Raw genomic sequence first — 25205 nt, forward strand, 5'->3', positions numbered from 1 at the left:
GTTGAAAACCCAAAGGTATAACCCCATTAATTGATGCAACACCTCATTAAACCAGAGAGATAAACATGTTTGGTAAAGGCGGTATGGGCAACCTAATGAAGCAAGCCCAGCAAATGCAAGATCGCATGCAAAAGCTTCAAGAAGAAATCGCGAATATGGAAGTAACTGGCGAGTCTGGTGCTGGCCTAGTTAAAGTTACTATCACTGGTAGTCACAGCGTACGTCGTGTTGACATCGATGAAAGTTTGATGGAAGACGACAAAGAAATGCTTGAAGATTTGATCGCTGCGGCGTTCAACGATGCGGCTCGTCGTGTTGAAGAAACTCAAAAAGAGAAAATGGCTTCTGTAACTGGCGGTATGCAACTACCACCAGGTATGAAAATGCCATTCTAATCTGCTGATATTTAATTAAGCGGACTTTTAATGCGTACCAGTCATATGCTGGAGCAATTGATGGAGGCCTTACGTTGTCTACCTGGGGTTGGCCCCAAGTCGGCGCAGCGTATGGCCTTTCATTTGTTACAGCGCGATAGAAAAGGCGGTTTGCAACTTGCAGATGCGCTTAGCCAGGCAATGACAGAAATCGGTCATTGTACTGAGTGTCGAACCTTCACCGAAGAAGAAGTCTGTCATATTTGTACTAACCCAAAACGCCAAGAAAATGGTCAAATTTGTGTGGTAGAAAGCCCGGCAGACATTGCTGCAGTCGAAGCAACGGGCCAGTATTCTGGTCGATACTTTGTTCTTATGGGACATTTGTCACCACTAGACGGTATTGGTCCAAGTGATATTGGACTGGATGTGCTTGATTACCGCTTACGTCGCGGTGATATAGCCGAAGTGATTTTAGCAACAAACCCGACGGTTGAAGGAGAAGCCACTGCACATTACATCGCAGAGCTATGTAAAGAACACCAAGTTGATGCCAGCCGCATCGCGCATGGTGTGCCTGTCGGTGGAGAACTTGAGCTTGTCGATGGCACGACGTTGTCACACTCGCTGTTAGGTCGACACAGAATTTAATAAATAGCCGCTGAATTCAGCGGCTTTTTTGATTTTGGGAGTTTGGGGTAAGTTAGTTGCTTAGTATTTCTACACCATGAACGTTCAGTCCCAAAACATTATGACAACTTTTATCAATAAGAAGCATAACCTTTTTGTTTTGAGCTTGAGCAGTTGCTACAGCTGAGAATAAGTCCATAGAGGTCGGTTGGCTATCTGGTAGATAAGTAAACTTCTTCTCGCTATTCGACACTTCACAGGGAGTCTCTGGTGTTTCATTAACATGAACTGACATCTTGTGTCCACCATCCCAGTAACGAGCTACCTTATCAATCGTGAATGGTCCATACCACTTCTGCCCTGAGCCAGCATTAGTTTCAGCAAGTGAGCTAAACGATAATAGAATAGTGAGTATGCCAATTAGTTTTTTTTTCATCTTTCTAGCCATGTTGATATTAGATTTTAGCTATAATATTCACTGAATATTATTAATAAACTTAAATATTAAGATATTAATTTGTTTGTGATGTCTATCACGCATTTTTGTTTTTGATATATGAAGTTTGGTTTTTTTTATTATATTGCCTGGTTTTGTCAATTTAGTGTCATATACATGCCTGTTAAAACCAAGTTATCCTTGTGTGCATTTTTGTTGGTCATAATTATTGCGACTGTTGGCTACGTTTTTAGGCTCAACTTCTCATATAAGAATAATGATGAAAATCTAAAGGAAAATAAGAAGATGGATACTTTGAATGTAACTAGCTTTTCAAAGTATGATAACTCTATAAAAATGCTGAGAACTGAACTGTTAAAGAGTCGGATTTTGGAAGGTGATTCAGAAGAACAGTCCGAAAATATAAATAAAAGAATTACTAATTTAGAAAATCAAATATCAGAACTATCTAATTGAAAGGCAGTTAAATGAAAAATTGGCTAGGTGTAATCTTTGCGGGGTTGTCTATTCCTGCAATAGCACAAACGATCGGTACTTTGCCCGGAGAGCTATCGATCGACAAGGGTGTCGCATATTATCAAATACCGATAACACTACCAGCTGGGAAAGGGGGTATAGCTCCTAATCTAGCGCTAAGCTACTCAAGCTCTGGGCCCGTAAGGTCTGAACTAGGGGGCGGCTTCTCGCTTAGCGGCCTGTCTGCCATAAAAAGGTGTGGTGACCATCAAGCGATTGAAGGGCAAGTAAGCTCAGTGACTTATAGTTTTACTGATAATTTTTGCTTAAATGGCACGCGTTTAATTGGTGAAAAAGGTGTAACTGGCAAAGATGGCTCTGAATACCGTTTACACGTAGATAACCAGTCAAAAATTATTCTGAATGGTGATTCAAATGCAGCATCAAGTTACTTCATTAAGCATGATAAAAGCGGTGCTGTTGAAGAATATCATTATAATAACCTTTCGAAGAGTTGGTTGTTGAGCTCCTATAAAAGCAACCCAAGTTCAGAGAGTATCTCTTATAACTATGATAATTTAGGCCAGATATCATCGATACATTACGATTCTTTCAGTGTTGTCTTTAATTATCTTCCTATCAATAGTGGTATTCCTACAAAACATTATAAGATAGACGGAAATGTTCATAGGTATGAATCAAAGCTGACAAGAATTGATATAAGTATAAACAATAAAATAAAAAATTATTACCGACTGGGTTATAAGGAGGTAATCGAAGGTCTTGGTGCCTCCTTTATTGATAGTATTACATATTGCGATGCGAAGGATGATTGTTTACCTGCCACTCAATTTGATTGGAAGGAACATAAAAGCCCAATGAAAGGCCAGATATTCTTTGATGAGAAAATCGCTAATATTGACTTAGGTCATTGGGGGAAAAACACTATCCCTAGTGATTGGGGAAATGCTAATAGAAGTTGGTGGGTTGATATTGATGGGAATAGCGTAGGTGACTTCTGTAAGACTGATGCCCATGGATTTACTTGCCACATGGATGTGTCTCAATCTAGTGTCGCTCGCACCTACAATATAAGTCAGTGGGGAGACGCTCATAGCCATTGGTGGTTAGATATAAATGGTGATAGTAAAACAGAGTTTTGTCGTATAGATGATGGCAAATTACTTTGTGATGCTTTTCATTCAAATAATACAACGACACAACTTTCTTGGATTGTGTTGAACTCCGGGATGAAGGACTTCCGTTGGTGGAGGGACATGGATGGTAATGGCGTACCAGAGTACTGTCGTCGTATAGGTGATGAACTTTTATGCAGTGAACCCAAAGAAGATGGCGAGTGGTCTGATTCAGTACACGTTCGTGGCATAGAATGGGGGCAAATTAAAGACACTTATTGGACCGATATAAATGGCGATGGTGGTAGTGAACTTTGTTCTGTCGAAGGGCAAACGATTAAGTGCACGTCTTTTTCGGGTAAATATCTAGTTCAAAAAAATATTAGTTTTCCAATTAGTTCTGTAGGTCAGCCAGATTCCCGTTGGTGGGTGGATGTGAATGGCGATAATGCCATCGACTTTTGTCGCATGACGGATAACGATGCTAGCAAAACAGTTAATCTAACTTGTTCTCTTGGCTCTCTTGGTTCGTTGCATAAATTCGAAGACGATATAGAGTTTGTTAAAAGTGATGATTGGACAGGCGAGCTCGGGAGCGTAGATAAACGTTGGTGGCTCGATTTGGATCAGGATGGTGTTATAGATTTCTGCCGTGGCGTCGGTAACAAGGTCCAATGTGTCAACGCTTATAAGTACCAATATGAATTTGATGTTGATAATTGGGGGACTGGTTTTAACTCATTCATTGATTTGAACCAAGATGGTAAGTTTGAGCTCTGTAAGAAGAGATCTAACCGTCTAGAATGTCAAACCACTGCTCAGAGCAACCATTCTCCATTATTGCTTGAAAAAGTGACAAATGGTCTAGGACATATTTCTTCAGTATGGTTTGGCCCATACGGTAATCACACGCCTTCTGACTCTTTTAAGTCTGATGATTCTGGTCTTTTTAACTTACCAGGCTCTTTCCCTGTAGCTTATCGTCTTGAGACCGACAACGGACATGGAAAAAATAACTACTTATTCCAATATGGTCCTGCAAAGCGCTCTAAAGATGGTCTAAAACACAATGGTTTCGAATGGATTCGACAGCGAAGCTTTGTTAATGAAAAAAACACTCTCAACCAAGAGTTTCAATTTAATACAGAATTTCCTTACTCAGGCACATTGAAAAAGCAAACCGACTATTTTGCGAATGGACAAAAGTGGTTAAATGGTTGCGGTGATTGTAGATCGGATGACTTTTGGAACTTTAGAGAGCTTAGTAAAAGTTCCGAATCTGAATTTGAATTTAAGACGCTAAAAAAAGAGTTCAGTGCTACGCAAATCGTTAAAAGTTTCCAACAGCTGTCTTCTGCAGCAGATAAGCATTTAAAGGGTTATAAGCTTATCGAATACAAAGATCAAAAATACGCAGCAAGCGCTGACAAATTTGTTCCTGTTGGCGGTTCAACACTGATGCCAATCATGATTCCTGCCACAGAGTTTTCTTTGGTTGAGGAGCGAACAACGGTACTAGAAGATCAAATACCAGTGTGGCTCATGACGCCAGTATCGGATGATTTGAATCGCGAGCTATCTGCATTATCTGGTCAAGCTCGATTCGTGAAGGCGATCACAGCTACAGAATACGATGAAATCGTCGAATGGGTTGAAACTCCAACAGTCGGTAACACCTTTGCATTTTATACCTCAGAACGAAAGGACTACCAATACTCTGAAAGTGGTGAACTTCTTAGTACAGTTACCGTAGAGCAGAGTGATGTCGATACATTTCTGAATGTTGGTAAAATTACAACGACAACAACCGGACTTAATCCGGTCACCGGTTATAGTGACACGTTTGTTGAAATTACCCAAAACGCGTATGTAAATAAGGTAGATTCTTGGTTAATCGGGTTGCTCGATTCGACTAAAACAACTTACATTCACAGCGATGGTAGCAGGATCTCTCAAGAGGCTACTTTTAAATATGACAATGAAACCGGTTTGTTGCGTGAGCACACGACGCTACCAAATACGCCATATTCCATGGTTACCATCAAAGAGCGAGATGGAAACGGTATTGTTACTAAAGAAAGCGTTACTGCGACTAACGGGGGGAGATTAGAAACTCGCTCTACTTCCTTTAAACATTCCTACGTAGGGAATAGTGTTGTAACCGAGGTGACAAACCCTGCTGGACACGTCTCGTCTCAAACTGTTGATCTATTGTCAGGGCTAATTGTAAAAGTTGATGAAAACGGTCTTTCTACTTCGACAAAACTCGATGGTTTTGGTAGAGAAGCCGAGGTGTCTGTTGTAAACACTTCTGTAAAATCTGAGATCAGTCGCTTTCCTGCGGGAGACAGTCGTTGCTTATTCAATGTTAACAATGCGAGTTACTGTGTTATCAATCAATCGAAAAACTCAGGCAAGAAGATCAGCTTTTTTGACTTTTTAGAAAGAGAAGTGAGAAGAGCCTCTTTATCGGTAAACGGTAAGTGGGTTTTCGTTGATTCTGGCTATGATGCATTTGGCAATTTAGTCTCTGCTTCAAAACCTTATTACCAAGGTGATATTCCTCAGTATATTGTCACTCAGTACGACAAATTAGGAAGAGTCATTTCGATAAAAGAACCTGGTCCTGCAGGTAAAGAAGACAGCTGGATTTCTTATTCTTACGGTCCTTTCACAGTAACCAAAACGGACGCCAAAGGTCGAGTTTCTAAAACTTTTACCAACGTATTAGGTTGGGAGATTGAGAAACAGGAGCCGAATGGTGGCAAAGTTATCTACGACTTCTATGCCAATGGAATGTTGAAATCTGCTATTGCGTCAGAAGGAGAAACAGTTCGTACCGAGTACAATATTCAAGGCAATAAATCTTTAGTAGATGATCCAGATCTAGGTTTGTGGACTTATGAATATGACGGTTTTGGTCAACTCGTTAATCAAACTGATGCTAAAGGTCAAAGTACTCATTTCGCTTACGACAACTTAGGTCGCAAAGTCGCTGAGAAAGTAGAATCCAAAGTTAAGCAAAGTGAGAAAGAAGTAACACACATCACCACAAAGGCATGGTTTTACGACAAAGTGGATGGACGCGTCTGGTTAGGAGGGCTACTAAAAGCAACTGTAGATGGAGAACTGGTTAAGAACTACTTCTACAACGGTCTGGGTTTACTGAGACGCGAAGAGACGATTACTCCAGAGCACACATTCGCACGAGATTTAGAGTATGACTCTAACGGGCAACTAATTCGAGAACATAGACCTAACAAGTTTACTCTAAACTACACCCGAGATGCTTTAACGGGTATTAATACGGAAGTCTGGGGAGATATTTCTCAAGCTCAAGTTAATTACACTGCAGCTGAATATCGCAACGTGATTGAGCCTCTAATCAATGAAGCCCTAAATAAAGCGAAAGATTATTTAGTTAAAGTAAAAGATTTACAAGAGCAGCAATTCTTCTACAAGCGACGCAAGGAAGAGTATCAGAAGCTTAAAGATCAGCTTATCTCATTTGACGGAGTGGCTGAAAATGAGGCATTTGCGCGCCAAATGAGGGCGGAGCTACATACTAGACCATTACATATGTACACAAATGAATATGGCGAGCGTTATTTCAAAGTTTCCCCAAGGACAGTGGTGGTCTCTGGAAATGGTTTGATACCTGTAGTTCAGCAACCTAACTTCCATCTTAAGATTGAAGGTAACTTACTAAGAGAGGTAAGCCTTGATGAATGGGCTGCTTTTGAAGCAGGTTTGATCAATCAAAACCAAACTGCGTACTACGGCAACTATTCTGATGGCGGAAGTATAAGTTTAGCGACATTTGATTTGGAAAGGGACGATCCGCTATATGATCAAAGAATGCGTCAAATGTTTGATGAACTCAATTCACTCTCAAAAGAAGTAGATAGGCTTGAATATGTGCAAGATACAACGGAATTACGTGTAAATAGCTATCTTTTAGCTGCAGAACAACTAGTAAAATTAGTTAAGCAAGTCAAGCTTGTTTCACAGAAGTACAATAACCTAGCTGTGGAATCTGAAAATGAGTCAGATGCACTACGTTCCCTCAAAGATGATAACCCAGCTGATGGACGGATTTCGTACTGGAAGCTCAACGATATGGACGCCGAAGGTCGAATTACATCAGAGGTTTTAGGAAATGGCTTAGTTAATAGTTTCGATTATCATGAGAGTAATGGTCAACTACTCAATATATACACTAGGCAAGGTTCCAAGCTGCTGCGTGGCGTTCATTACACCTACGACAGAATGGATAATGTGCAGAGTCGCCGAGATCTTGTTAATGATATACAAGAAAATTTCTACTACGACGATCAAGACCGACTAACAGACTACCATTTGTCTGGTATTGGTGCAGCACATGCTGAGAATCCGTTATTTAACAAAAAGTATTCCATGTCTTATGCTGCGAATGGCAATATCAAATATAAGTCTGACGTTGGTCATTATATCTACGCAGATCCGTTACACAAGCATGCGGTAACTCAAGCTGGGGATAATACATATCGCTACGATGAAAACGGAAATATGCTATCTGGCGGAGGGAGAACAATTGAATGGACAGGCTTCAACAAGCCTTCACGTATTCAGCAAGAACAAGGCTGGGTTGACTTTAAATATGATGAGTCGAATCAGCGAGTCAGCAAGCGTAGTAGCGATGGAAGCAGAACTTGGTACCTCGGTAAGTCCTACGAGTTAAAAGAGCTAGCATCCGGGGACATTCAACAAACTCAGTACATTTATGCTGGGAATGGTCTGGTCGCTATAAATGTGAACTCATTGAAGACTGATGGACAAGGAAGCTATGCATCTGTAGATCGCCAAATTCGTTATAGCCATACAGATGCGCTTAAATCGGTTGATATGGTAAGTGATATGTGGGGGAATATTGTTGACCGTAAGCTATATGACCCTTGGGGCAAAGAGAGAGCGTTTACTTGGAAAGCTGACAATGTGTTGTTGCCTCAACCTGTATTGTTGAATCGTGCATTTACAGGGCATGAGATGCTTAATGAAGTTGACTTAATCCATATGAACGGTCGTTTATATGATGCAACATTAGCACGATTTATCAGCGCTGACGTTTACATACAAGCTCCTGATAATAGTCAATCATTCAATCGATACAGCTACGTTCTCAATAATCCTCTTAAATACAACGATCCTTCTGGCCATTTCTTTAAGAGAATTAAAAAAGAACTTAAACGTCAATGGAACGACGTACGAGAGTTCACCTCTCGTTACTCGAGAGAAATCGTCGGTATCGTTGTGGGGATCGTCGTCACTGTCGCCAGTGGTGGTACGTACAGTGTGTTGCTAGCCGATGCTGGTGCAAGTTTCTTCTCTGCAGGGTCTCTTACTAATGCCATTGCTGCCGGTGCACTTGGTGGCGCCACTGGTGGGGCTGTAACCGGTGGGATCATTAGTGAAAGCTGGAACGGAGTTGGCAAAGGGGCTGCGATTGGTGCAATTACAGGCGCTATCGGAGGTTACAATAGCTTTAAGCCAACGAGAGGATTTGCACATGCAGCCACGAAAGTAAGTGTCGCAGCAGCTGGTGGTTGTGCTACAGGTGAGATCGCGGGTGGTTCATGTGAAAAAGGTGCAAAATTTGCCGCATTATCACAAGTTGTTGTGCTTAGCTTTGAGTACATGAAAAATGTTACAGATCGCTATAAGATTAGGTCTTGTGAAGTTGCTAACTCAGGCTCAGTCTGTAAGAACAATGTTGATGGTGAGCTATTGACTGACGGTACTCGTGGTAGCAAGCCTATGTGGAACGAGAAACCGACGCAAACTTTGTTCACGGAAGGAGGTATGGCGCGAGAGGCTTCTGGCGCACATCTTTACAATGAGAATGGGCTCATAGGACGTTTCGTTAACAAAGTATCTAAAGTTCATGATTACTTTAACTCTGATGTTTCGAGATTGTTTGGCTTCCATGGATATGACCAGATAACTGGATTTTGGTTAGAAGGAGGGACAATGTATAACCACTTGTTTCAAGCTTATAGTTTCTCTGGGATGCTGCCTGCTGCAATATATACAGGTGGTGCACTAGTCGCACCATATCCTATTTATCCTTATTCGCAGTTAGGGGATTAGGTAAAAGACAAAAGCCGCTGAATTCAGCGGCTTTTTTGACCTTGTGAGTTGGGAACGATTAATCGTTCGATTCTTTACCAAGAAGGTTTTTGTAGATGACTGCACCAAGTACACCACCCAAAATAGGCGCAATCCAGAACAGCCATAATTGAGAAACTGCCCAGTCACCCACATACATTGCGACTGCTGTACTACGAGCCGGGTTTACTGAGGTGTTTGTCACAGGAATGCTGATCAGGTGAATAAGAGTCAGACACAAACCAATCGCTATAGGTGCAAAACCTTGAGGTGCACGTTTGTCTGTCGCCCCCATGATCACGATAAGGAACATCATCGTCATCACGACTTCAGAAACTAGCGCAGCAAGCATGGAGTACTGACCCGGCGAGTGTTCACCATAACCGTTGGCGGCAAAGCCAGAACCCACAACATCGAATCCAGCTTGTCCTGTCGCGATGACATAAAGAATGCCACCAGCGATAAGCCCACCGAGCACTTGTGCGATGATGTAAGGCGCAACGTCTTTTGTCTCAAAACGACCGCCAGCCCAAAGACCAACCGTCACTGCCGGGTTCAAGTGGCAACCTGAAATATGACCGATTGCAAATGCCATGGTTAAAACGGTTAAACCAAAGGCCAGAGCAACGCCTAGCAGACCAATACCCACGTCTGGGAAACCTGCAGCCAACACTGCGCTACCGCAGCCGCCTAATACTAGCCAGAACGTACCAAAAGCCTCTGCCAAATACTTGTTCATGTTATTTCCTAATTTCTACTTAAATGACCCGCTGAACATAGTCGAGAATTGTCAATAAAGTGTGAGGGAGGTCTCGTAAAGACTGCAAATAGGACGGTATGTGGCAAGAGTTCTCAAGGATGAGAGAAAAGCAAGGAGAGGAGAGGTTGAATTTTAAGTTTGCCTTGGCCATCACTACCTGAGTAACAGCCAAGGCAAAGTAGGTTTTAGCTAAATGCGACGAAAGGTGATACGCACAACAAAATACCAGTCGCAATAATCAAGTAAAGCGACGCGCCTTTGTACTTGTGTAAAGAAGGCACTTGGTAGACAAGGTAAGCTGGAATCAAACAGCCAATCAAACCAAAGATAGGGCTACATACTGATGTGAAGCTCAGAACTGGTAGATTCAATACAATTGCACCCCACGCCATGAGAATCGCAAAGAGAATGATTCCCTTGGTGACTAAGTCTTTATTGATCTTATCTTCAGGCATGACCTTTTTTAGAGCCAGCATCGCTAGACCTTGGCAAGAATCGCGGAAACCTAAGTACACGCCAAAAAACGCAGTCATTACTGAGAAAATATTCAGCATCAAACTCATTAGTTTTAGCGTCGTGCCGTCCATACCTTGCGCAACCATCGCAAGAGCAGAGATGTTCTCTTCTGCTGCTTTAACCGCTTGTTCATGTGACATCGCAAGCGTAAAGGAAATCGCGTAGAAGAAGACGGTCACAAACAAGATACCGAAAGCAATTTTCATTGCGCGCATGGCTTTAAAGCGAGCAACCTCAATCGATTTTTCTTTTGAGCGGTATGAGATCACCATTGGGCTCAAGCTTTGAATGAAGAGAATAGACGTTAGAGTAAACGGCAGTAGCTCAATTGCATCTTTCAAACCAGCGCCTGTTTCTGGAATTGCACCGACATTCGCTACATCCCATTTCTCGATCATCATGACGCCAAGTAATGCAACGGTACAAAGTTTAATCAGTACAAGACCAGTACTGACCTTAAATAAAATCTTTTCACCACGAGATGCAATAGCGACCAGCGCGCACACTAAAGCCAGACCATATAGCGGGTTTTCAGACAATAAACCTTCCGTGATGCCAAAACTATGTAGGAAAGATGCCGAGTCATTGTTGATAGCTGTTGAGTAAACAAAGACCCAAATCACCAACATGATGAAGTAGAGCACACCTAATAACGCCCCCCATTTGTTACCAAGGTAACCAGAAATGACGCCAGCGTAATCTTGGCACTTTGGTGAACTTGAGAGAGTGTTGATGAAAAGGCGTTGGAACAAGTACATCGCTGGGTAGCCGATCACGGCAGAGGCCAAGAATACCCAAAGGCCCAATACGCCTACTTTTACTGGTAAAAAGACAATACCGGCACCGATTGCCATGCCGATACTCATGATCACCCATCCCCAGTCTGTGCTATCAAACTTGATCGCGGCTTTCCACTCGTCTAGGGCCATGCCTGCTTTTACGTGCGGTGGCTCTTTACCGATAGGTAAGGTTTGTGTAGGTGCTGTCACGCTCATTTTATTGTTTCTCTTGTTAGTATGAATTTTCTCAAATTTAATTGAGAAAATGCATATCACCAATTTTTTTGTGGAAAATTCAGATAAATTTGAGATCTTGGCGAAGAAGTTCAAATAAATTGGAGTTTTTAACGAGTTTTGTGATCTGATCTAGTTGTTTGATTCATATTTAATTGAAAAAATAACGCTAATACGGAAGTTGAATTAGAAACTTCTTAATAAAAAATAAAATTTATGTGAGGATTTAAAAATGAAAAAATTGATTTCATCTGAACACGCGCCTGCTGCTATCGGACCTTATTCACATGGCACTAGCTATGGTGATTTGATTTTTACTTCTGGCCAATTACCCGTTGATAAGGCAACAGGAAAAGTAGTTGAAGGCGGCATCAGTGCACAAAGTCATCAATCTCTTACTAACTTGAAGCACGTTTTAGAGGCTGGTGGTGGCAGTATCGATACTGTTTTAAAAACAACGTGTTACCTATCGAATATTAATGACTTTGCCGAGTTTAACAAGGTCTACGCAGAGTTTTTCCAACAAGATTGTCCGGCACGCAGTTGCTTCGCAGTGAAAGATTTGCCTCTTGGCGTGTTAATTGAAGTCGAAGCGATTGCTCATAAAAAGTAATACGGAGAACAGAGCATGAACCAGCAATGGACACAATATATCCAAATCATTAAGCAAGTTGTGAAACCTGCATTAGGATGTACAGAACCCATTGCTGCTGCGTACGCGGCAGCAGTTGCTAGAAAAGAGTTAGGCACATCCGATATTGATGCGATAGAGGTGCGTGTTTCAGACAACCTATTTAAAAACTCGATGGGTGTTTTCGTACCCGGAACGGGCAAGATAGGCCTCAAAATTGCCGCCTCAGTTGGTGCATTAGCCGGTGACCCAACAGCAGAACTGGAAGTGTTGGCTCGGATTAATGAGCAGGATGTCGCTGCTGCGCAACAATTGATAGATGAAGAGCGGGTAACTGTAGCGCGCATGGATACGCAAGAATTCATTTATTGCAGCGTAACGCTCACTTCTGGTGACGATGTTGTTTCGGTTACGATCAGTGGCGGTCACACCAACATTATCCAGATCACGCGCAATGGCGACGTGATTTTTGATGCTCCACCACAGCAACGCGTTGCAACCGCTTCCGTTTGTGAAGGTGTGGATATTTCGATCAAACAAATCTATGAGTTTGCCACTCAAGCGCCTTTTGAAGAGATCAAATTTATTCTCCAAGCTGCAGAGCTTAATACCTTGCTGGCTCAAGAGGGTATCGACCGAGGTTACGGCCTAGAAATTGGACGCACGCTAAAAGGCAACATCGAGCAAGGCTTATTGGGCAATGACTTAATGAGTCGTATACAGATGATGACATCAGCGGCGTCTGATGCTCGCATGGGAGGGGCGACGTTGCCAGCCATGAGCAATTTCGGCAGTGGGAACCAAGGTATTGCCGCTACAATGCCAGTTGTAGTTGCCGCAGAAGCATTTCAAAACGACGAAGAACAGCTGGCTCGCGCGTTGATCATGAGTCATTTAGGGGCTATTTACATCAAATCTTATTACCCACCGTTATCCGCATTTTGTGGCAACACTGTTACCAGTGCGGCAGCTTCTATGGCGCTGGTGTATTTAGCTGGTGGTACATTCGAGCAATCATGCTACGCCATTCAAAACGTCATCAGCGACAGTTCAGGTATGGTGTGCGATGGTGCGAAGTCCTCTTGTGCGATGAAAGTGTGTACTTCATCGACAACGGCGGTGCGCTCATATTTGATGGCGATGGGTAACCACAGTGTTAAGAATCAAGGTATAGTAGGCGAAGAAGTTGAGCAAACGATAAGAAATGTTGGCTCAATGGTTCGTTTCGGTATGCCGTATACTGACAAATCTATTATCGATATTATGTCGGCCTAACCTCCAGTTTTTGCTAAGGGAAGTAACATTGCTACTAAAGAAACTCACCAAGAGTGATCTCGATATTTTGAACTCTATGAAAAACGTCGTGGATGGCATTGCACGTATGTATGGTGAACACACTGAAGTGGTTCTCCACAGCTTAGATGCCGAAGCGCCGGAAATCATCAAAATCGCAAATGGGCACGTGACGGAACGCAGTGAAGGTGCCCCAATTACCAACTTAGCGAGAATGAAGTTAAGAGAGGGCAAGGACGTTTCTGATTCGTACTTGACGAAAACGTCGAACGGAAAGACCTTGCACTCCATTACGACCATTGTCAGAAATCCAAAAAACAAACCGATTGGTTTGCTGTGTATCAACGTGGATATGGATGCACCGATGCAGGCATTTTTAAAGGCAATGCTGCCTCAGCAACACACCGAGTGTTGTGTTGGTGGCGCTCGATCACCAGAAACGTTTGCGCGTAATATCGATGAAACCATCATCAGTACGATAGAAACCGTGCAAACAGAAGTGTGGGAAAATGAAGCCATTGCGCCTTCTAAACGTAACCGTGAACTGGTGACGCGACTGCACGGCTTAGGCATTTTTAAATACAAAGATGCTGTTTTAATGGTTGCAAACCATCTTGGCATTTCGCGCGATACCATCTACTTGTACTTACGAGAGCTTGGTAACGACTAAACGGGGGCTCTGAATAGATTAAGTAAGTTGCTCTAGCTCAGTGATGTTGTCGAGCGCTTCTTGGTTGGTTTTGCCACACACAACCGGACACGGTTTAAAATCGTGACAAACGTTAGGGCGCTCAGGCTTACCAAACAGCTTACACAAATTATCATCGTTGAGTTGTACGCAACGAACACCTGCTGGTTTGCCCTTGGGCATTCCAGGTATCGGTGAAGAGATACTTGGCGCAATACAGCAAGCTCCGCATCCTAGTCGACAATCCATAATGTAAACCTCTTAAAAATTGAGGGGCAATTATGGTCATTTTGACGTGGATTGGAAGAGTCGCCTAAGAAAAAAATAAAAAGGAGCACTCAATAGAGTGCTCCTTTTGGCTTCTAAACCGTTGTGATCATCTCAAGAAGCGGTTGTAAACAAACAGCAGAATAAATGCGCCTAGCGTTGCGGTGATTATGCTACCGATATTTACGCCAGTTGCCCCGCCGAAACCCAGAATACCGCCAAGAAAGCCGCCGACAAACGCCCCAGCAATACCGAGTAGCATTGTCGCAATCCAGCCACCCCCATCTTTTCCTGGCATGAGCCATTTTGCGAGTGCACCGGCGATTAAGCCCAAAATAATCCAAGAAATAATACCCATGAAAACTCCTTAATGCCTTCTTGATCAATTGAGTAATGGAAACTCGTTTAAGGATAGAACAGTAAAGCGAAAGTAGTTGAATATCTCTACTGTTATGTGTGAATGATTCGAGATCTTCTCAAAACTTGAACTTTTGCGGCGAGAAGAGTATAAATCGGCCCCTAATTCCCTTGGTGAGACCTGAAGTATGAGCACTCCATTTTGGCAAAGTAAATCGTTAGAGCAGATGACAGAAGAGGAATGGGAATCTCTCTGTGATGGTTGTGGTAAATGTTGCCTGCATAAGCTAATGGACGAAGATACCGATGAAATCTATTACACCAATGTGGCCTGTAGCTGGCTAAATAGCAAAACGTGTTCTTGTAAGGATTACCCAAATCGTTTTACTTCGGGTGAAGAGTGCACCAAGCTGACGCGCGAAGACATCGACGATTTTACTTGGCTGCCGCATACGTGCGCTTACCGCCTGTTGGCTGAAAAGCAACCTTTACCAGAATGGCATCCGTTGATTACGGGCTCGAAATCTGCGATGCACGCGGCGGGCGAAAGTGTCCGCAATAAAGTGGTATACGAGATTGATGTGGTGGATTGGGAAGACCACATTCTGAATCACCCCAATCGCCCGTAGTTAAATGTAAACAAGCCTTTCACCTAATAATGAAAGGCTTGTTTGTTATTGGGTTTCTCAACTTTGACGCCCAACTAACGAAATGCTGCTCAGTTTATTATTTAGTGTTGTAAACTTAGGTATATAATTTCAAGGCTTTACACTTCTATTCTTGGTCGTTTTGATCAGAACTGTTCCCTAAGAGGTAAACATGACGTTTCATTTCCCCCAGAAAATACGCCTGACATCTTGGGTGGCATTATTCGCGCTCATCCTCGGTATGATGGCCCCTATGGTCATCAATGCGAAAGATATTCAGGATACGCCAGAGCCCTCTGCTGCCGAAACTTCTATTGATAACTTGAATCGAGAAATTGTGGATTTATCCCAAGGTCTCTCGCAAGCGAGTGGTGATGAGCGCGACGCGCTTCAACTACAGCTATTCCAAAAAAATGAAGAGTTAAGAAGTCAGTTAGCATCAGCGATTGAACGTGAAACTATCCCTCACGACAAATTGATCTCCTTGGTTAAAAAGCAGGAAAAATACTCTGAGGACGCCACGAACTATCTGTCGGAAAAAATAAAGAAAGTCGTTGAAGATTTAAATAAAGCCAAGGATGAAGAGAAACTTGCTCTTGTTAATGATTACCGAGAGTTACAGCATTACCTCGATGTCAGCTTCGATTCAAGTTGGCAAAACCTTGCTTGGCTGAAAGAGTTAGGGGCTCAAAATGAGCGCGCAGAAGCGGAACTAAAGGATAAAGTTGATAAACGTATGCGTTTGCTGTCTGCCTCAATTGAGTACTTGAGCCAGCAAAGTGAAATCATCGGCTCTCAACTTTCGTCAAGCCCTGAATCGGAAAAAGCGTCACTGCAGCTAAGTCAGCTTATTACTAAACAAAGACTGAATATTGCGACGGAAAGCCTACGCAATTTAATTTCGATTGGCGATAAAGTCGGTTTAGAAACGTCCGAATACAAACGCCAAATTTTCGAAGTGACAGGGAATATCACCCATGACTTGCTGAATACCAAAGTAGTGTGGTCAATACTGAGCCATTGGTCCAACTCGGCACTAGACTGGTTTGCCGAAAATGCGCCGCAGCACATTTTCCAGTTGTTTGTATTTGCGTTGATTTTATTGATCGCTCGTGGGCTCGCGAAGTTAACGCGCAAAGTGGTCAGCAAGGCGGTTTCATCGAAAAACTTAAAACTCTCACACTTGATGCAGGATTTCTTTATCTCAATGTCCGGCAAGTTCGTGTGGGTGATTGGTATCATGGTGGGCCTATCTCAGCTCGGATTGAACCTAGCACCGATCCTAACCGGTTTTGGTATTGCTGGTGTGATTATCGGCTTCGCTTTGCAAGACACCTTGTCCAACTTCGCGGCGGGTATGATGTTGCTTATTTACCGCCCATTTGATGTTGGTGACTTTGTGTATGCTGGTGGCGTGGATGGTAAGGTAAGCCATATGAGTTTGGTGAACACCACAATCCGTACGTTTGATAACCAAATTATTATTGTACCTAACAGTAAAATTTGGGGAGATGTCATTAAGAACGTCACACACGAGCGCATTCGCCGTGTGGATATGGTGTTTGGCATTGGCTATGCGGATGACTTGCTGAAAGCCGAGTCAGTGCTGTCTGATATCATTACTTCTCACCCTGCAGTACTTCGTACACCCGAGCCGATGATCAAAGTGCATACGTTAAACACATCATCTGTAGACTTTATTGTTCGTCCTTGGGTAAAAACTGATGATTATTGGGACGTGTATTGGGATGTGACAAAAGAAGTGAAACTGCGCTTTGACCGAGAAGGCATTTCGATTCCTTTCCCACAACAAGATGTGCATTTGCACATGGTAGAGAAACAAGACGCGTAATCACAGCCAAAACAGTACGAAAAGGCACTCTAGAAAGAGTGCCTTTTTATTTGCATTAAGCGGTGTTTTTACAGTTCGTTAAAGAACACCAATTTCGGTTCGTATTCTAGCAAGTTGTCGATTTGGCTAATCAAAAGAGCAAAGTGTTCTGTTTCACCATGAAGATCGAACGCTTGTTGGTCTTTAAATTGCTCTTGAAAAACGAAGTGGCACGCATTGTCTTTATCTTGGAATAATTGATAACGAACACAACCTTCTTCATTGCGAGTGGGTTCAAGTGCCCGGGTGAGCACTGCTTTCAGTTCCTGTTCTTTTCCCGGTTGTGCGTGAAAGGTAGCAGTCAAGTGAATCATGATGTTTACTCTTTTTGTTATAGGTAACGCCCTTGGCGTTGTAAGAACTCAATTTTGTAACCATCAGGATCAGTCACAAAAAAGAACGTTGCCAAATGCTTTTGTTGGTGATCAAAAGCTTTGATGTCACCCGCTTCAATACCGAGAGATTTAATGCGTTTGTGAGTTTGTTCGATGTCCTCTACGCTGACAGCAAGGTGACCGTAGCCTGAGCCGTGAGTGTAAGGCTCAGTTTGATCGTGATTGTGTGTCAACTCTAATTCAAAGCCAGTTTCTTCGTTGGCTAGATAGGTCAGAGAAAAACCATCAAAGATGTATTGGTCTTTGATTTCTAGCTCTAGTATGTCGCGGTAAAATTGTAGAGAACGGTCCAGATCGCTGACTCGGATCATGGTGTGAATCATTTTTGTCATGGGTACTCCTTGATAGTCCGCATAGGTTAGCTAGTTCAAAAGGAGCTTGGGTAGTACTCTAGTACGACAAATTAGAACATGCTCAATGGCTTACAACTCTGTTGCATAGCTTATGAAGGTTATTGGTAGGCTGGTCAGCGGTTGATTGTTAAGTGTTTAGTTGTGTCAGTGCTTGACGAATCGTCTCTTTAGGTTGGCGAGCGTAAGTGAGACAGGCGCAGCGGAGTAGGGAGGCAAAGTTGTTTACTTCACCATTGTATTCGAGCGCTTCTTGATAGACCGTACTAATAAACTTAGGAACAGTCATGTTTTGAGCGTTAGCAATTTCCTCAAGAATTGTCCAAAAGCTTGCTTCAAGTTTTACACTTGTGGCGTGACCATCAATACGGATAGAGCGGGTGATGAACTGATAGTTGTCTTGGGGCTGCTTAGCAAATATTTCGCACATTTTCTTCATTCATATAATCAAAGACCTATAATTATTGAGGTTTATTGTTTAAAACGTCAACTATTTTCATGCATAAAAAAACGCTCCCTTACGAGAGCGTTTGAACATCACGAGTCGTGAAGTAAGTGCAAGCCGATTATTTGATTTGTTGCTTTAAGTACTCGCCTAACTGAGAGTGGTGCATGATTTTTGATACCGGAAGGATAGTTTCTGCCGGCCCCCAAGCAAATACGTTGACTGGGGTATGCGTATGAGTACCCGTTCCCCATACTGTGTTTTGCTTTGTTGCATGCTCACGCGCTAGCAAGTTGCCACGGTCGTTGTAAGGAAAGAACGCATCAAAGTCATTGATTGTAGGAACGTTCTCTTCGCTTAAGTATTTGTGTCCAGCGAGTCGGTATGGATTTGGTTTACTTGCTAATACGCGTTCTGCTTGCTCTGGTGTAATCGAAAAATCGCTATTTGCGTTCACGATTTCCGCAAACTTCTCTGGTGTTTGAGCTTTCTTATCAAGCGCTTGGAATTCGCTGATCATGCCGTAGTAACTTTTCTTTTGGTTGTATAAACCATCAAGGATCTCGAACTGACCAAAGTTGAAGTTTGGCGCGTAATCTTGATTTTTGAATGCTTCGCCGTCGCGTTTTTGCGGTTTAGGCAAGTTTGCTGATGAGTAACTAAAGCCGAAAGAACCGGTCTCGTGGTCAGCGGTAACAATGATCAGTGTGTCATCACGGCCTTTTGCCCACTCATAAACCGAGTCTACCGCTTCGTCGAATTTGATCATTTCATGCAGCATCGTACCCGCATCGTTACTGTGGCCAGCCCAGTCAATTTGACCGCCTTCAACCATTAAGAAAAAGCCGTCTTTGTCTTTTGAAAGGATGTCGATTGCTTTGGTGGTCATTTCTTCCAGCGATGGCTGCGTACGTTTTGGATCGTTTTTGCTTTGACTGTAGGCAATACCATCGTTCATGCCCGAGTAAGCAAAAAGTCCAAGTAATTTGTCACCTTTAGCTTGTGTGAGCATATCGCGGCTGAAAGCCAGGTTGTAACCTTGGTCTTGCGCCTCAGTAAGTAAGTTGCGCTCATCTTTACGTTTCGACTTTAGGTAGACATTACCTTCAGTGAGCTTTTCAAGTTGCTCGTATGTCTCTCCCTTGTCGTTTGTCGACTTTGGAATCCAATGACGAAGTCCGCCAGACATCATCACGTCTACGCCAGTTTCTAGCATGTCCGCCGCAATACTGTTTTCTAGAGAACGGTGTGGTTGATGAGCGGCAAATGCGGCTGGCGTTGCATGAGTCATACGTGTATCAGAGACGAGACCCGTAGCCTTACCTTTGCTTTTGGCTTTTTCCAAAATGGTTTCAACGTGGTTGCCTTGGCTATCAATGCCAATGACTTCAGAAGCGGTAGGTATTCCTGTTGCTAGCATCGTTGCGGAGCACGCAGAGTCGACGACAATCGCGTCTTCTGGATTGGTCAGTGATGATCCAATCACACCTTCTTGAGCGAGTTTATACAAAGCGGTAGTTTCGCCTTTGTAAATCGAGTTAGGTGCGTGTTTGGCGTAAGTCTCTAGTAGACCAACTTGTTGAGGCCCCATGCCATCGCCGATCATCAAAATAACGTTTTTGATTTCGGCCGAGAGTGCATTAAAAGAGAGGGTTGATGCTGCCACTGCGGTAACGATTGGAGATACTAAGCGCTTCATTATATTTTCCTTGTTCATTGAAAGCGCTGGCATTAAAACAATGATTTATGACGATTTTGTGTCGGTAATAAAAGTTTAACTAAATTGTCGTCTTTGCTTGGGTTTGTAGAAAAAGTGAATCAACCTCTAACGTTTGTGAATTTAGAAAGAAGAAAGCCCACAAACGTGGGCTTGGATTACGCTTAGGAGTTGAAAGCATGGACTAAAGTTATCCATTCAGTGCCTTCACAAGAAACCTAGTTTAGGGAGCAATAAACGAGTATGCGTTCTAAGGTCATAAGAGCGGTCGAATTGAGGAGTATATAACCTACGTTTACGACATATCGTTCTTTGACGTATCAAATTATGGGCTGCAGTTAGTGATTTATTCAAATAGGATTTATTGTCGTAACGATTATTAGACCAACGCTAATATGATGCCACCGACAGTGAGGGCCGCAGAAAGGTATTGACCCGCAGAGTATGAGCCGTCTTCTTCTTCCTCGATTTTGTCAGGGTGATCCATGCCAAGTGCGCCATGTGTAAAGGACTCCACTTTTTCACCAACAGATTTATCTTCTGCTTCTACTTTCTTACTGTCGTGCTCGATTTGCTGCAGAGCGGCAAGGAGCGCTTTGCCCTCCGTAGACAGTGTCACCTTATTGTGTTCGACTTTTAGCGGCGAAGCGTTGCCTTCCTCTTGTGCAATACTTGTTTGCTTAGAGGCGACAGATTGTTTGGCATAGCTATTAACAGAAGTGCTTCCTACTGGATTCATCGAATACTCCTTGGAACATCGACACTCGGTCACTGAGTGCGGGTAAAAAGCAGTTATATTACTATCGGCGGCAAAGTCTATTTCTGAAGCTATTTGGATAAAAACAGGTCTGCTTTTGCCGATTCTGGTTTCTATTCGTGATCATTAGCAAAAAATAGACCAGCAGGAAGCAGACCGTTGTCACTCTATGAACTCGGAGCAGTGTGATGCTATAGCGCAACTAAAAGGCAGTAACTTAAATTGAAGACCAGCTACTTACATTGAAGATCGCTATTGCGCTTAGTGAGGTGTTGATATGCCGCCATGCGGTGAGCATCTTGTACATACCGTACTGGTGGTGCAAGAACCTCTAACTGATAATCAGTATGATCAGCAAGCACATTATCTGTTGGGCTAATTACAACCACTTTTAAGCTCGGGTTGCGGCTTAAGATGGATGCAGCCGTACCTAATCCTTGCTCGGTATGAAACTTACCCGCGACATGAACAACCTGAGCACCTGGTTTGGCGTTTAGGTAGTTAACAATAGACTCTGCCATGGTTTCATCCCAAGTTACTTGAGCTGCAAACTGTTTCTCGGTTTGTTCTGGCTTCCCATGATGCATGGATGCCATAAACTTCTCTTTGTATGGACTACTGGCCGTGTTGATGGATTCTGCAATAAACGTTCGCTGCTCATCATCGAGCTTGTTAACGTAGTCTATCCCCTGACGACCAATACATCGGACAATGCCCTTTGGTGCATTCGCTGCAATCACCGGGAGATTTTTCTGCTTAGCAAACTCAACGAGAGGGCGATAGTCGCTCTCATAATTGGGCCAAGCATTGGCTTGTTTCATCAAGTACTGTTCACCGATTTCCCCACGCAGGTAAGCGTCAACAACAGGTTGTTTGTCGCGGGTAAATTGTTCCATTGATAACGCGAGTGGGCGGTCATAAGATGAAAGTTGTTTGAGCATATCGGTTTGAAAGCGATGAACGCCGGCATGTGTGTGCCATTCACCAATAAGAATAACATCTGCTTGTCGCAGCTCTTTTGGTAGTTCGCTTAGAGCGATGTGCTCACCAGAAGGAGTGTAAAGTTGGTAGTCGTAAAAAGTAGTGACTTCCGCAGAGGTAGGGTGAGAGTTGGTTGATGGAACAGAAGAACAACCAGTAAGTAAGCCAGCAAAGAGCAAGCTTAAAATAGAAAAGCGCATTGAAAAGCCTCCAAAAATGTCCGGATGATATTAATGGAGGCTGAGCAATGAATCAATATAAATGATAACTATTTGCGTTTGTTGGTTGCCACTATTATTACTGAGTGGACTTTTTGCGATATACGCGCAGCATAAAATCAGCCTCACACTGATAGAGTGTAGCGGACTTCAACTCTTCACGAAGTGCATCGGTTGCTTTCCATGCGAATGGCGTCATTTGCAATAAATCGAATGCGGCCCCGTCCTTCAAATTCATAACATAGTTAAGATGTTGTTGATGCTCTAATTCATATCCTTCAATGTGTTCTGGCTCTTCACTGTGAAGACGAACATCTTGATAAATGCGTTCACGTAGTTGGTATAAGTGACGGCTTGCAGGTGTCACCGTGATGACCACACCGTTCTCTTTTACAACGCGCTGAAGCTCTTCTGCTTTGCAAGGGGCATAAATGCGCAAAATAGCATCTAAGGATTCATTCGCGAAAGGAAGCCGATGGCTAGAAGCGACGCTAAAGTGGCACTGTGTGTAGCGCTTCGCCGCATAACGAATCGCAACTTTTGAAATGTCCAATCCATATATCGTCGCATCGTCCGTTTGCGTTTGTATCGTTTTCTGCACTTGATCCGTGTAGTAACCCTCGCCGCAACCAATATCTAATAATTGATGATCGGTTCCCTCTGTGTATTTCGCACACAGCTGCGCAACCTCTTGGCGCATTGGGTTGTAGTAATTCCCCTCAAGGAATCGACGACGAGCTTGCATCATCTCTTTATTGTCACCAGGATCTTTAGAACGTTTGTGGTGCGCTGGCATCAAGTTAACGTAGCCTTCTTTTGCTAAGTCAAACTGATGATTGTTTTCGCACTTAAACGTTTTTTCATTTAACGCTAGAGCTTGGTGGCATAAAGGGCATTGATAGTTCATGACGATCTCGAACAGAAAGTAGGGCGGCAAATTCTATCAAAAAGCGTGGTCTCAAGTGAAACAAAAAGAGCCGATGGAATCGGCTCATATTCACTATTAGTGGAAGAAGTCGACTTGCTCTTTCAAGTTCCGAGCTTGTTGTTGCAGTTCAATGGCACTTTGCGAGGTTTTCGCGCTGGTGTTGCGGCTTTCTCGGTTTAGCTCACTGATAGAATGGGCATTTGCAGCAATTTCTTGGGATACTTGCGCTTGCTCTTCTGAGGTCGCAGCAATGGCGTCGGCTTGAGACGCTATCGACTGGACTTGTACTGCGATGGCCTCTAATGCTGTACCTGCGTCTTGTGCTTTGTCCAAGACCTGATTGGCACTGCGTTGGCTGTCAGTCATCATATTAACTGCATTATGAGTAGAGCCTTTTAGCTTCTCAATAATTTCAACTACATCCTGAACTGAGCTTTGTGTACGGTGCGCAAGTGTGCGCACTTCATCTGCTACAACTGCGAAGCCACGACCTTGCTCACCTGCTCGTGCGGCTTCAATGGCTGCATTCAACGCAAGTAGGTTGGTTTGCTCTGCAATCTCATCAATCATTTTCGTGACGGTTTGAATACTCTCACTATCGCGATTGACTTGCTCGATAGCCGCTGCTGATTGATCTAACTGATCGTTGAGTTGAGCAACATCGATACATACGCCTTCTACAATCGCGAGACCAGATTGACTATCGGTATTCGCTGAGCGTACGTTTTCCGCAATACTTTCGACTTGTTGGGCAACCGATTGAGCAGAAGAGGCCATCTCTTCGATTGCTGTTACCACTTGTTCTACTTCTTCTTGTTGGCGGTCAGCTTGGGTTAAATTGCTATGGGCATCATTGGCAACGCTGGTGGAGTTGCTCTCTACTAAGTCGCTTGTGGAACGGATCTTACCAACAAGTTCATTGAGTTGACTTGCCATACTGGCGACACCCGTATTCAGGTTCGTAATTTCATTTTTTGATGCCTTACGAGACGATGGGACGTTCAAGCTGACCTCGCCGCCCGCCAAGCGAGTCATATAGGAGTTTAGAACGGCCAGAGGTTGTAAGCTGCGATTCAAGAAAAGTGTCAGTACAACAAAAGTAATGATTGCCGCTACCGAAGAAATGATGGCGATAAGTTTGAGTAGTGTATCACTGCCTTTGGTCACTTCTTTGATGAACGTACCACCCAGTAGTTTCCAGTTCCAGCCTGGTACTTCGGTAAACACTAAGTACTTTTCGCCGACTGTTGAGCCGAATTGGTAAGGGTAGAGAATTAATCCGCTCTTTTGTTCAAAAATTTTATGGAAAGGCTTATTACCCTCGTAGTCACGAACTTCTGTGATTGAAGGGTCGGTTGCACTTTTAGTCGGATGGAGTAGGTACTTACCAAGATTGTTGTCGTCGTTGTCGACAATGATGGTATAGCCAGTGTCGCCCCATTTAATCTCTTCTAGCGCATCGAATAGCGTTTGTGTTGCTTGATCTACGGGTAAACCAATAAACGATAACCCTGCAACTTTTCCTGTTGCATCTTTAATTGGAGAGTAATAGGTAATGTAGCGTTCGCCGTACAACTTTATTTGAGCGTAATATGGCTGACCAGCTTTTAGTTGCTGATAACCTGGGTGGTCGAGACCTAGTGTGGTTCCCACTGCTCTTTGACCTTGAGGATCTTTTAGTGAGGTAGATACACGGATAAAGTCATCTCCCAAAGGCGCGAATAAAGTCGCGATAGCACCGGTATCACGTGTGAAGCTATCGACCAGCTTTGTGTCGTTAATTAAGCTTTCACTGTATTGAGTGATGTTTGGTATTTCATGACCCATGAAATCAACGGTATAGTTTTCGACATAAACACCGGCAAGGTAACCATTACGAAAAGTGGACTCGAGCACTTTAGCGGTATGCAGATAAGCATCGAATTGGCCAGCAATGGTTTTAGCCATCGACTCTACTTTAGATTGGTGCTCTTTAAGGGTGCTTTCCAATAGAACATCGGAAGCGTTACGGTAAACAAGCGCAGCAATACTGCTGAAAGCAATGAATAGACACAAAGTGATAACCAGCTTTAACTGGAATCCGACACTTTGATTTCGGTATCTCTCTAACATAGATCAATTCCTGATATTTTTATTATTTATGAGTTTTGTATC

21 protein-coding genes are annotated in these 25205 nt (G+C 43.3%); 8 read left to right on the forward strand and 13 right to left on the reverse strand.

From position 1 onward, the window contains the following. The first annotated feature begins 65 nt into the window (after window positions 1-65). Both VEA_RS06735 and recR read left to right on the forward strand, forming a co-directional pair. Entirely contained in the window at window positions 66-395 is a 330-nt protein-coding gene (locus VEA_RS06735) for a YbaB/EbfC family nucleoid-associated protein (RefSeq protein WP_005380618.1), read from the forward strand. Between the two features lie 30 nt (window positions 396-425). Further along, window positions 426-1025 (forward strand): recombination mediator RecR, encoded by a 600-nt coding sequence (recR, locus tag VEA_RS06740; protein ID WP_031780610.1) that lies wholly within the window; start codon window positions 426-428, stop codon window positions 1023-1025. A 52-nt stretch (window positions 1026-1077) separates the two neighbouring features. Here recR and VEA_RS06745 read toward each other — a convergent pair whose 3' ends face one another. Continuing rightward, complete coding sequence (locus tag VEA_RS06745; protein ID WP_041852910.1) at window positions 1078-1440, reverse strand: hypothetical protein; 363 nt, start codon at window positions 1438-1440, stop codon at window positions 1078-1080. 488 nt (window positions 1441-1928) lie between these two features. On the opposite strand from VEA_RS06745, the gene VEA_RS06755 reads away from it, so the two are divergent. Next, the gene (locus VEA_RS06755; RefSeq protein ID WP_006741733.1) at window positions 1929-9179 is read left to right on the forward strand and encodes an RHS repeat-associated core domain-containing protein; all 7251 of its coding nucleotides are present in this window, start codon (window positions 1929-1931) and stop codon (window positions 9177-9179) included. A 58-nt stretch (window positions 9180-9237) separates the two neighbouring features. Here the strand turns inward: VEA_RS06755 and aqpZ are convergent, their stop codons facing one another. Beyond that, window positions 9238-9936, reverse strand: a complete 699-nt coding sequence (gene aqpZ, locus VEA_RS06760) for an aquaporin Z (RefSeq protein ID WP_006741734.1) — start codon at window positions 9934-9936, stop codon at window positions 9238-9240. Between the two features lie 206 nt (window positions 9937-10142). Beyond that, the gene (locus VEA_RS06765; protein WP_031780611.1) at window positions 10143-11402 is read right to left on the reverse strand and encodes an SLC5/6 family protein; all 1260 of its coding nucleotides are present in this window, start codon (window positions 11400-11402) and stop codon (window positions 10143-10145) included. A gap of 316 nt (window positions 11403-11718) precedes the next feature. Here VEA_RS06765 and VEA_RS06770 point away from each other — a divergent pair, with 316 nt between their 5' ends. From VEA_RS06770 to VEA_RS06780, 3 genes are read left to right on the forward strand one after another with little or no spacing between them, the layout of a single operon-like run. Then, window positions 11719-12099 carry a RidA family protein gene (locus tag VEA_RS06770; RefSeq protein ID WP_005397224.1) on the forward strand — a complete coding sequence of 127 codons (381 nt, stop codon included), beginning with the start codon at window positions 11719-11721 and terminating at the stop codon, window positions 12097-12099. Window positions 12100-12114: 15 nt separating this feature from the next. Continuing rightward, window positions 12115-13392, forward strand: a complete 1278-nt coding sequence (locus tag VEA_RS06775) for an L-cysteine desulfidase family protein (protein WP_006741736.1) — start codon at window positions 12115-12117, stop codon at window positions 13390-13392. A 28-nt stretch (window positions 13393-13420) separates the two neighbouring features. Next, a complete protein-coding gene (locus VEA_RS06780; protein WP_005397228.1) occupies window positions 13421-14080 on the forward strand; it encodes a helix-turn-helix transcriptional regulator in 660 nt (219 codons plus the stop codon). A gap of 18 nt (window positions 14081-14098) precedes the next feature. On the opposite strand, the gene VEA_RS06785 is transcribed toward VEA_RS06780, so the two are convergent. Both VEA_RS06785 and VEA_RS06790 read right to left on the reverse strand, forming a co-directional pair. After that, the gene (locus VEA_RS06785) at window positions 14099-14347 is read right to left on the reverse strand and encodes a YkgJ family cysteine cluster protein (RefSeq protein ID WP_025574470.1); all 249 of its coding nucleotides are present in this window, start codon (window positions 14345-14347) and stop codon (window positions 14099-14101) included. Between the two features lie 127 nt (window positions 14348-14474). After that, a complete protein-coding gene (locus VEA_RS06790) occupies window positions 14475-14723 on the reverse strand; it encodes a GlsB/YeaQ/YmgE family stress response membrane protein (RefSeq protein WP_005397239.1) in 249 nt (82 codons plus the stop codon). A gap of 187 nt (window positions 14724-14910) precedes the next feature. Here VEA_RS06790 and VEA_RS06795 point away from each other — a divergent pair, with 187 nt between their 5' ends. Next, entirely contained in the window at window positions 14911-15351 is a 441-nt protein-coding gene (locus VEA_RS06795; RefSeq protein ID WP_005384948.1) for a YcgN family cysteine cluster protein, read from the forward strand. A gap of 271 nt (window positions 15352-15622) precedes the next feature. After that, entirely contained in the window at window positions 15623-17221 is a 1599-nt protein-coding gene (locus VEA_RS06800) for a mechanosensitive ion channel family protein (RefSeq protein ID WP_012841550.1), read from the forward strand. Window positions 17222-17289: 68 nt separating this feature from the next. Here VEA_RS06800 and VEA_RS06805 read toward each other — a convergent pair whose 3' ends face one another. The 8 genes from VEA_RS06805 to VEA_RS06840 all read right to left on the reverse strand — a co-directional run bounded on the left by VEA_RS06805 (window position 17290) and on the right by VEA_RS06840 (window position 25163). Further along, window positions 17290-17574, reverse strand: coding sequence for a putative quinol monooxygenase (locus tag VEA_RS06805; protein WP_012841551.1), 285 nt, complete (start codon window positions 17572-17574; stop codon window positions 17290-17292). Window positions 17575-17591: 17 nt separating this feature from the next. Then, entirely contained in the window at window positions 17592-17987 is a 396-nt protein-coding gene (locus VEA_RS06810; RefSeq protein ID WP_012841552.1) for a VOC family protein, read from the reverse strand. 148 nt (window positions 17988-18135) lie between these two features. After that, window positions 18136-18435 carry a ribbon-helix-helix domain-containing protein gene (locus tag VEA_RS06815; RefSeq protein WP_031780613.1) on the reverse strand — a complete coding sequence of 100 codons (300 nt, stop codon included), beginning with the start codon at window positions 18433-18435 and terminating at the stop codon, window positions 18136-18138. 136 nt (window positions 18436-18571) lie between these two features. Further along, window positions 18572-20149, reverse strand: coding sequence for an alkaline phosphatase (locus tag VEA_RS06820; RefSeq protein WP_012841553.1), 1578 nt, complete (start codon window positions 20147-20149; stop codon window positions 18572-18574). 397 nt (window positions 20150-20546) lie between these two features. After that, entirely contained in the window at window positions 20547-20906 is a 360-nt protein-coding gene (locus VEA_RS06825; RefSeq protein ID WP_012841554.1) for a hypothetical protein, read from the reverse strand. A 251-nt stretch (window positions 20907-21157) separates the two neighbouring features. Further along, a complete protein-coding gene (locus VEA_RS06830; protein WP_006741741.1) occupies window positions 21158-22105 on the reverse strand; it encodes a ChaN family lipoprotein in 948 nt (315 codons plus the stop codon). Window positions 22106-22202: 97 nt separating this feature from the next. Next, window positions 22203-23030 (reverse strand): 23S rRNA (guanine(745)-N(1))-methyltransferase, encoded by an 828-nt coding sequence (gene rlmA / locus VEA_RS06835; protein ID WP_006741742.1) that lies wholly within the window; start codon window positions 23028-23030, stop codon window positions 22203-22205. 96 nt (window positions 23031-23126) lie between these two features. Further along, window positions 23127-25163: a methyl-accepting chemotaxis protein gene (locus VEA_RS06840; RefSeq protein WP_006741743.1), complete on the reverse strand. Its 2037-nt coding sequence runs from the start codon at window positions 25161-25163 to the stop codon at window positions 23127-23129. Between the last annotated feature and the right edge of the window lie 42 nt (window positions 25164-25205).

It is taken from the genome of Vibrio antiquarius, assembly GCF_000024825.1.
GTDB classification, from domain to species: domain Bacteria; phylum Pseudomonadota; class Gammaproteobacteria; order Enterobacterales; family Vibrionaceae; genus Vibrio; species Vibrio diabolicus.

Excerpts from the sequence above, each read along its gene's own strand:
- VEA_RS06735 (WP_005380618.1), top strand. The coding sequence starts at position 66 with ATGTTTGGTAAAGGCGGTATGGGCAACCTAATGAAGCAAGCCCAGCAA.
- recR (WP_031780610.1), top strand. The coding sequence starts at position 426 with ATGCGTACCAGTCATATGCTGGAGCAATTGATGGAGGCCTTACGTTGT.
- VEA_RS06745 (WP_041852910.1), bottom strand. The coding sequence starts at position 1,440 with ATGAAAAAAAAACTAATTGGCATACTCACTATTCTATTATCGTTTAGC.
- VEA_RS06755 (WP_006741733.1), top strand. The coding sequence starts at position 1,929 with ATGAAAAATTGGCTAGGTGTAATCTTTGCGGGGTTGTCTATTCCTGCA.
- aqpZ (WP_006741734.1), bottom strand. The coding sequence starts at position 9,936 with ATGAACAAGTATTTGGCAGAGGCTTTTGGTACGTTCTGGCTAGTATTA.
- VEA_RS06765 (WP_031780611.1), bottom strand. The coding sequence starts at position 11,402 with ATGGCCCTAGACGAGTGGAAAGCCGCGATCAAGTTTGATAGCACAGAC.
- VEA_RS06770 (WP_005397224.1), top strand. The coding sequence starts at position 11,719 with ATGAAAAAATTGATTTCATCTGAACACGCGCCTGCTGCTATCGGACCT.
- VEA_RS06775 (WP_006741736.1), top strand. The coding sequence starts at position 12,115 with ATGAACCAGCAATGGACACAATATATCCAAATCATTAAGCAAGTTGTG.
- VEA_RS06785 (WP_025574470.1), bottom strand. The coding sequence starts at position 14,347 with ATGGATTGTCGACTAGGATGCGGAGCTTGCTGTATTGCGCCAAGTATC.
- VEA_RS06790 (WP_005397239.1), bottom strand. The coding sequence starts at position 14,723 with ATGGGTATTATTTCTTGGATTATTTTGGGCTTAATCGCCGGTGCACTC.
- VEA_RS06795 (WP_005384948.1), top strand. The coding sequence starts at position 14,911 with ATGAGCACTCCATTTTGGCAAAGTAAATCGTTAGAGCAGATGACAGAA.
- VEA_RS06800 (WP_012841550.1), top strand. The coding sequence starts at position 15,623 with ATGGTCATCAATGCGAAAGATATTCAGGATACGCCAGAGCCCTCTGCT.
- VEA_RS06805 (WP_012841551.1), bottom strand. The coding sequence starts at position 17,574 with ATGATTCACTTGACTGCTACCTTTCACGCACAACCGGGAAAAGAACAG.
- VEA_RS06810 (WP_012841552.1), bottom strand. The coding sequence starts at position 17,987 with ATGACAAAAATGATTCACACCATGATCCGAGTCAGCGATCTGGACCGT.
- VEA_RS06815 (WP_031780613.1), bottom strand. The coding sequence starts at position 18,435 with ATGTGCGAAATATTTGCTAAGCAGCCCCAAGACAACTATCAGTTCATC.
- VEA_RS06820 (WP_012841553.1), bottom strand. The coding sequence starts at position 20,149 with ATGAAGCGCTTAGTATCTCCAATCGTTACCGCAGTGGCAGCATCAACC.
- VEA_RS06825 (WP_012841554.1), bottom strand. The coding sequence starts at position 20,906 with ATGAATCCAGTAGGAAGCACTTCTGTTAATAGCTATGCCAAACAATCT.
- VEA_RS06830 (WP_006741741.1), bottom strand. The coding sequence starts at position 22,105 with ATGCGCTTTTCTATTTTAAGCTTGCTCTTTGCTGGCTTACTTACTGGT.
- rlmA (WP_006741742.1), bottom strand. The coding sequence starts at position 23,030 with ATGAACTATCAATGCCCTTTATGCCACCAAGCTCTAGCGTTAAATGAA.
- VEA_RS06840 (WP_006741743.1), bottom strand. The coding sequence starts at position 25,163 with ATGTTAGAGAGATACCGAAATCAAAGTGTCGGATTCCAGTTAAAGCTG.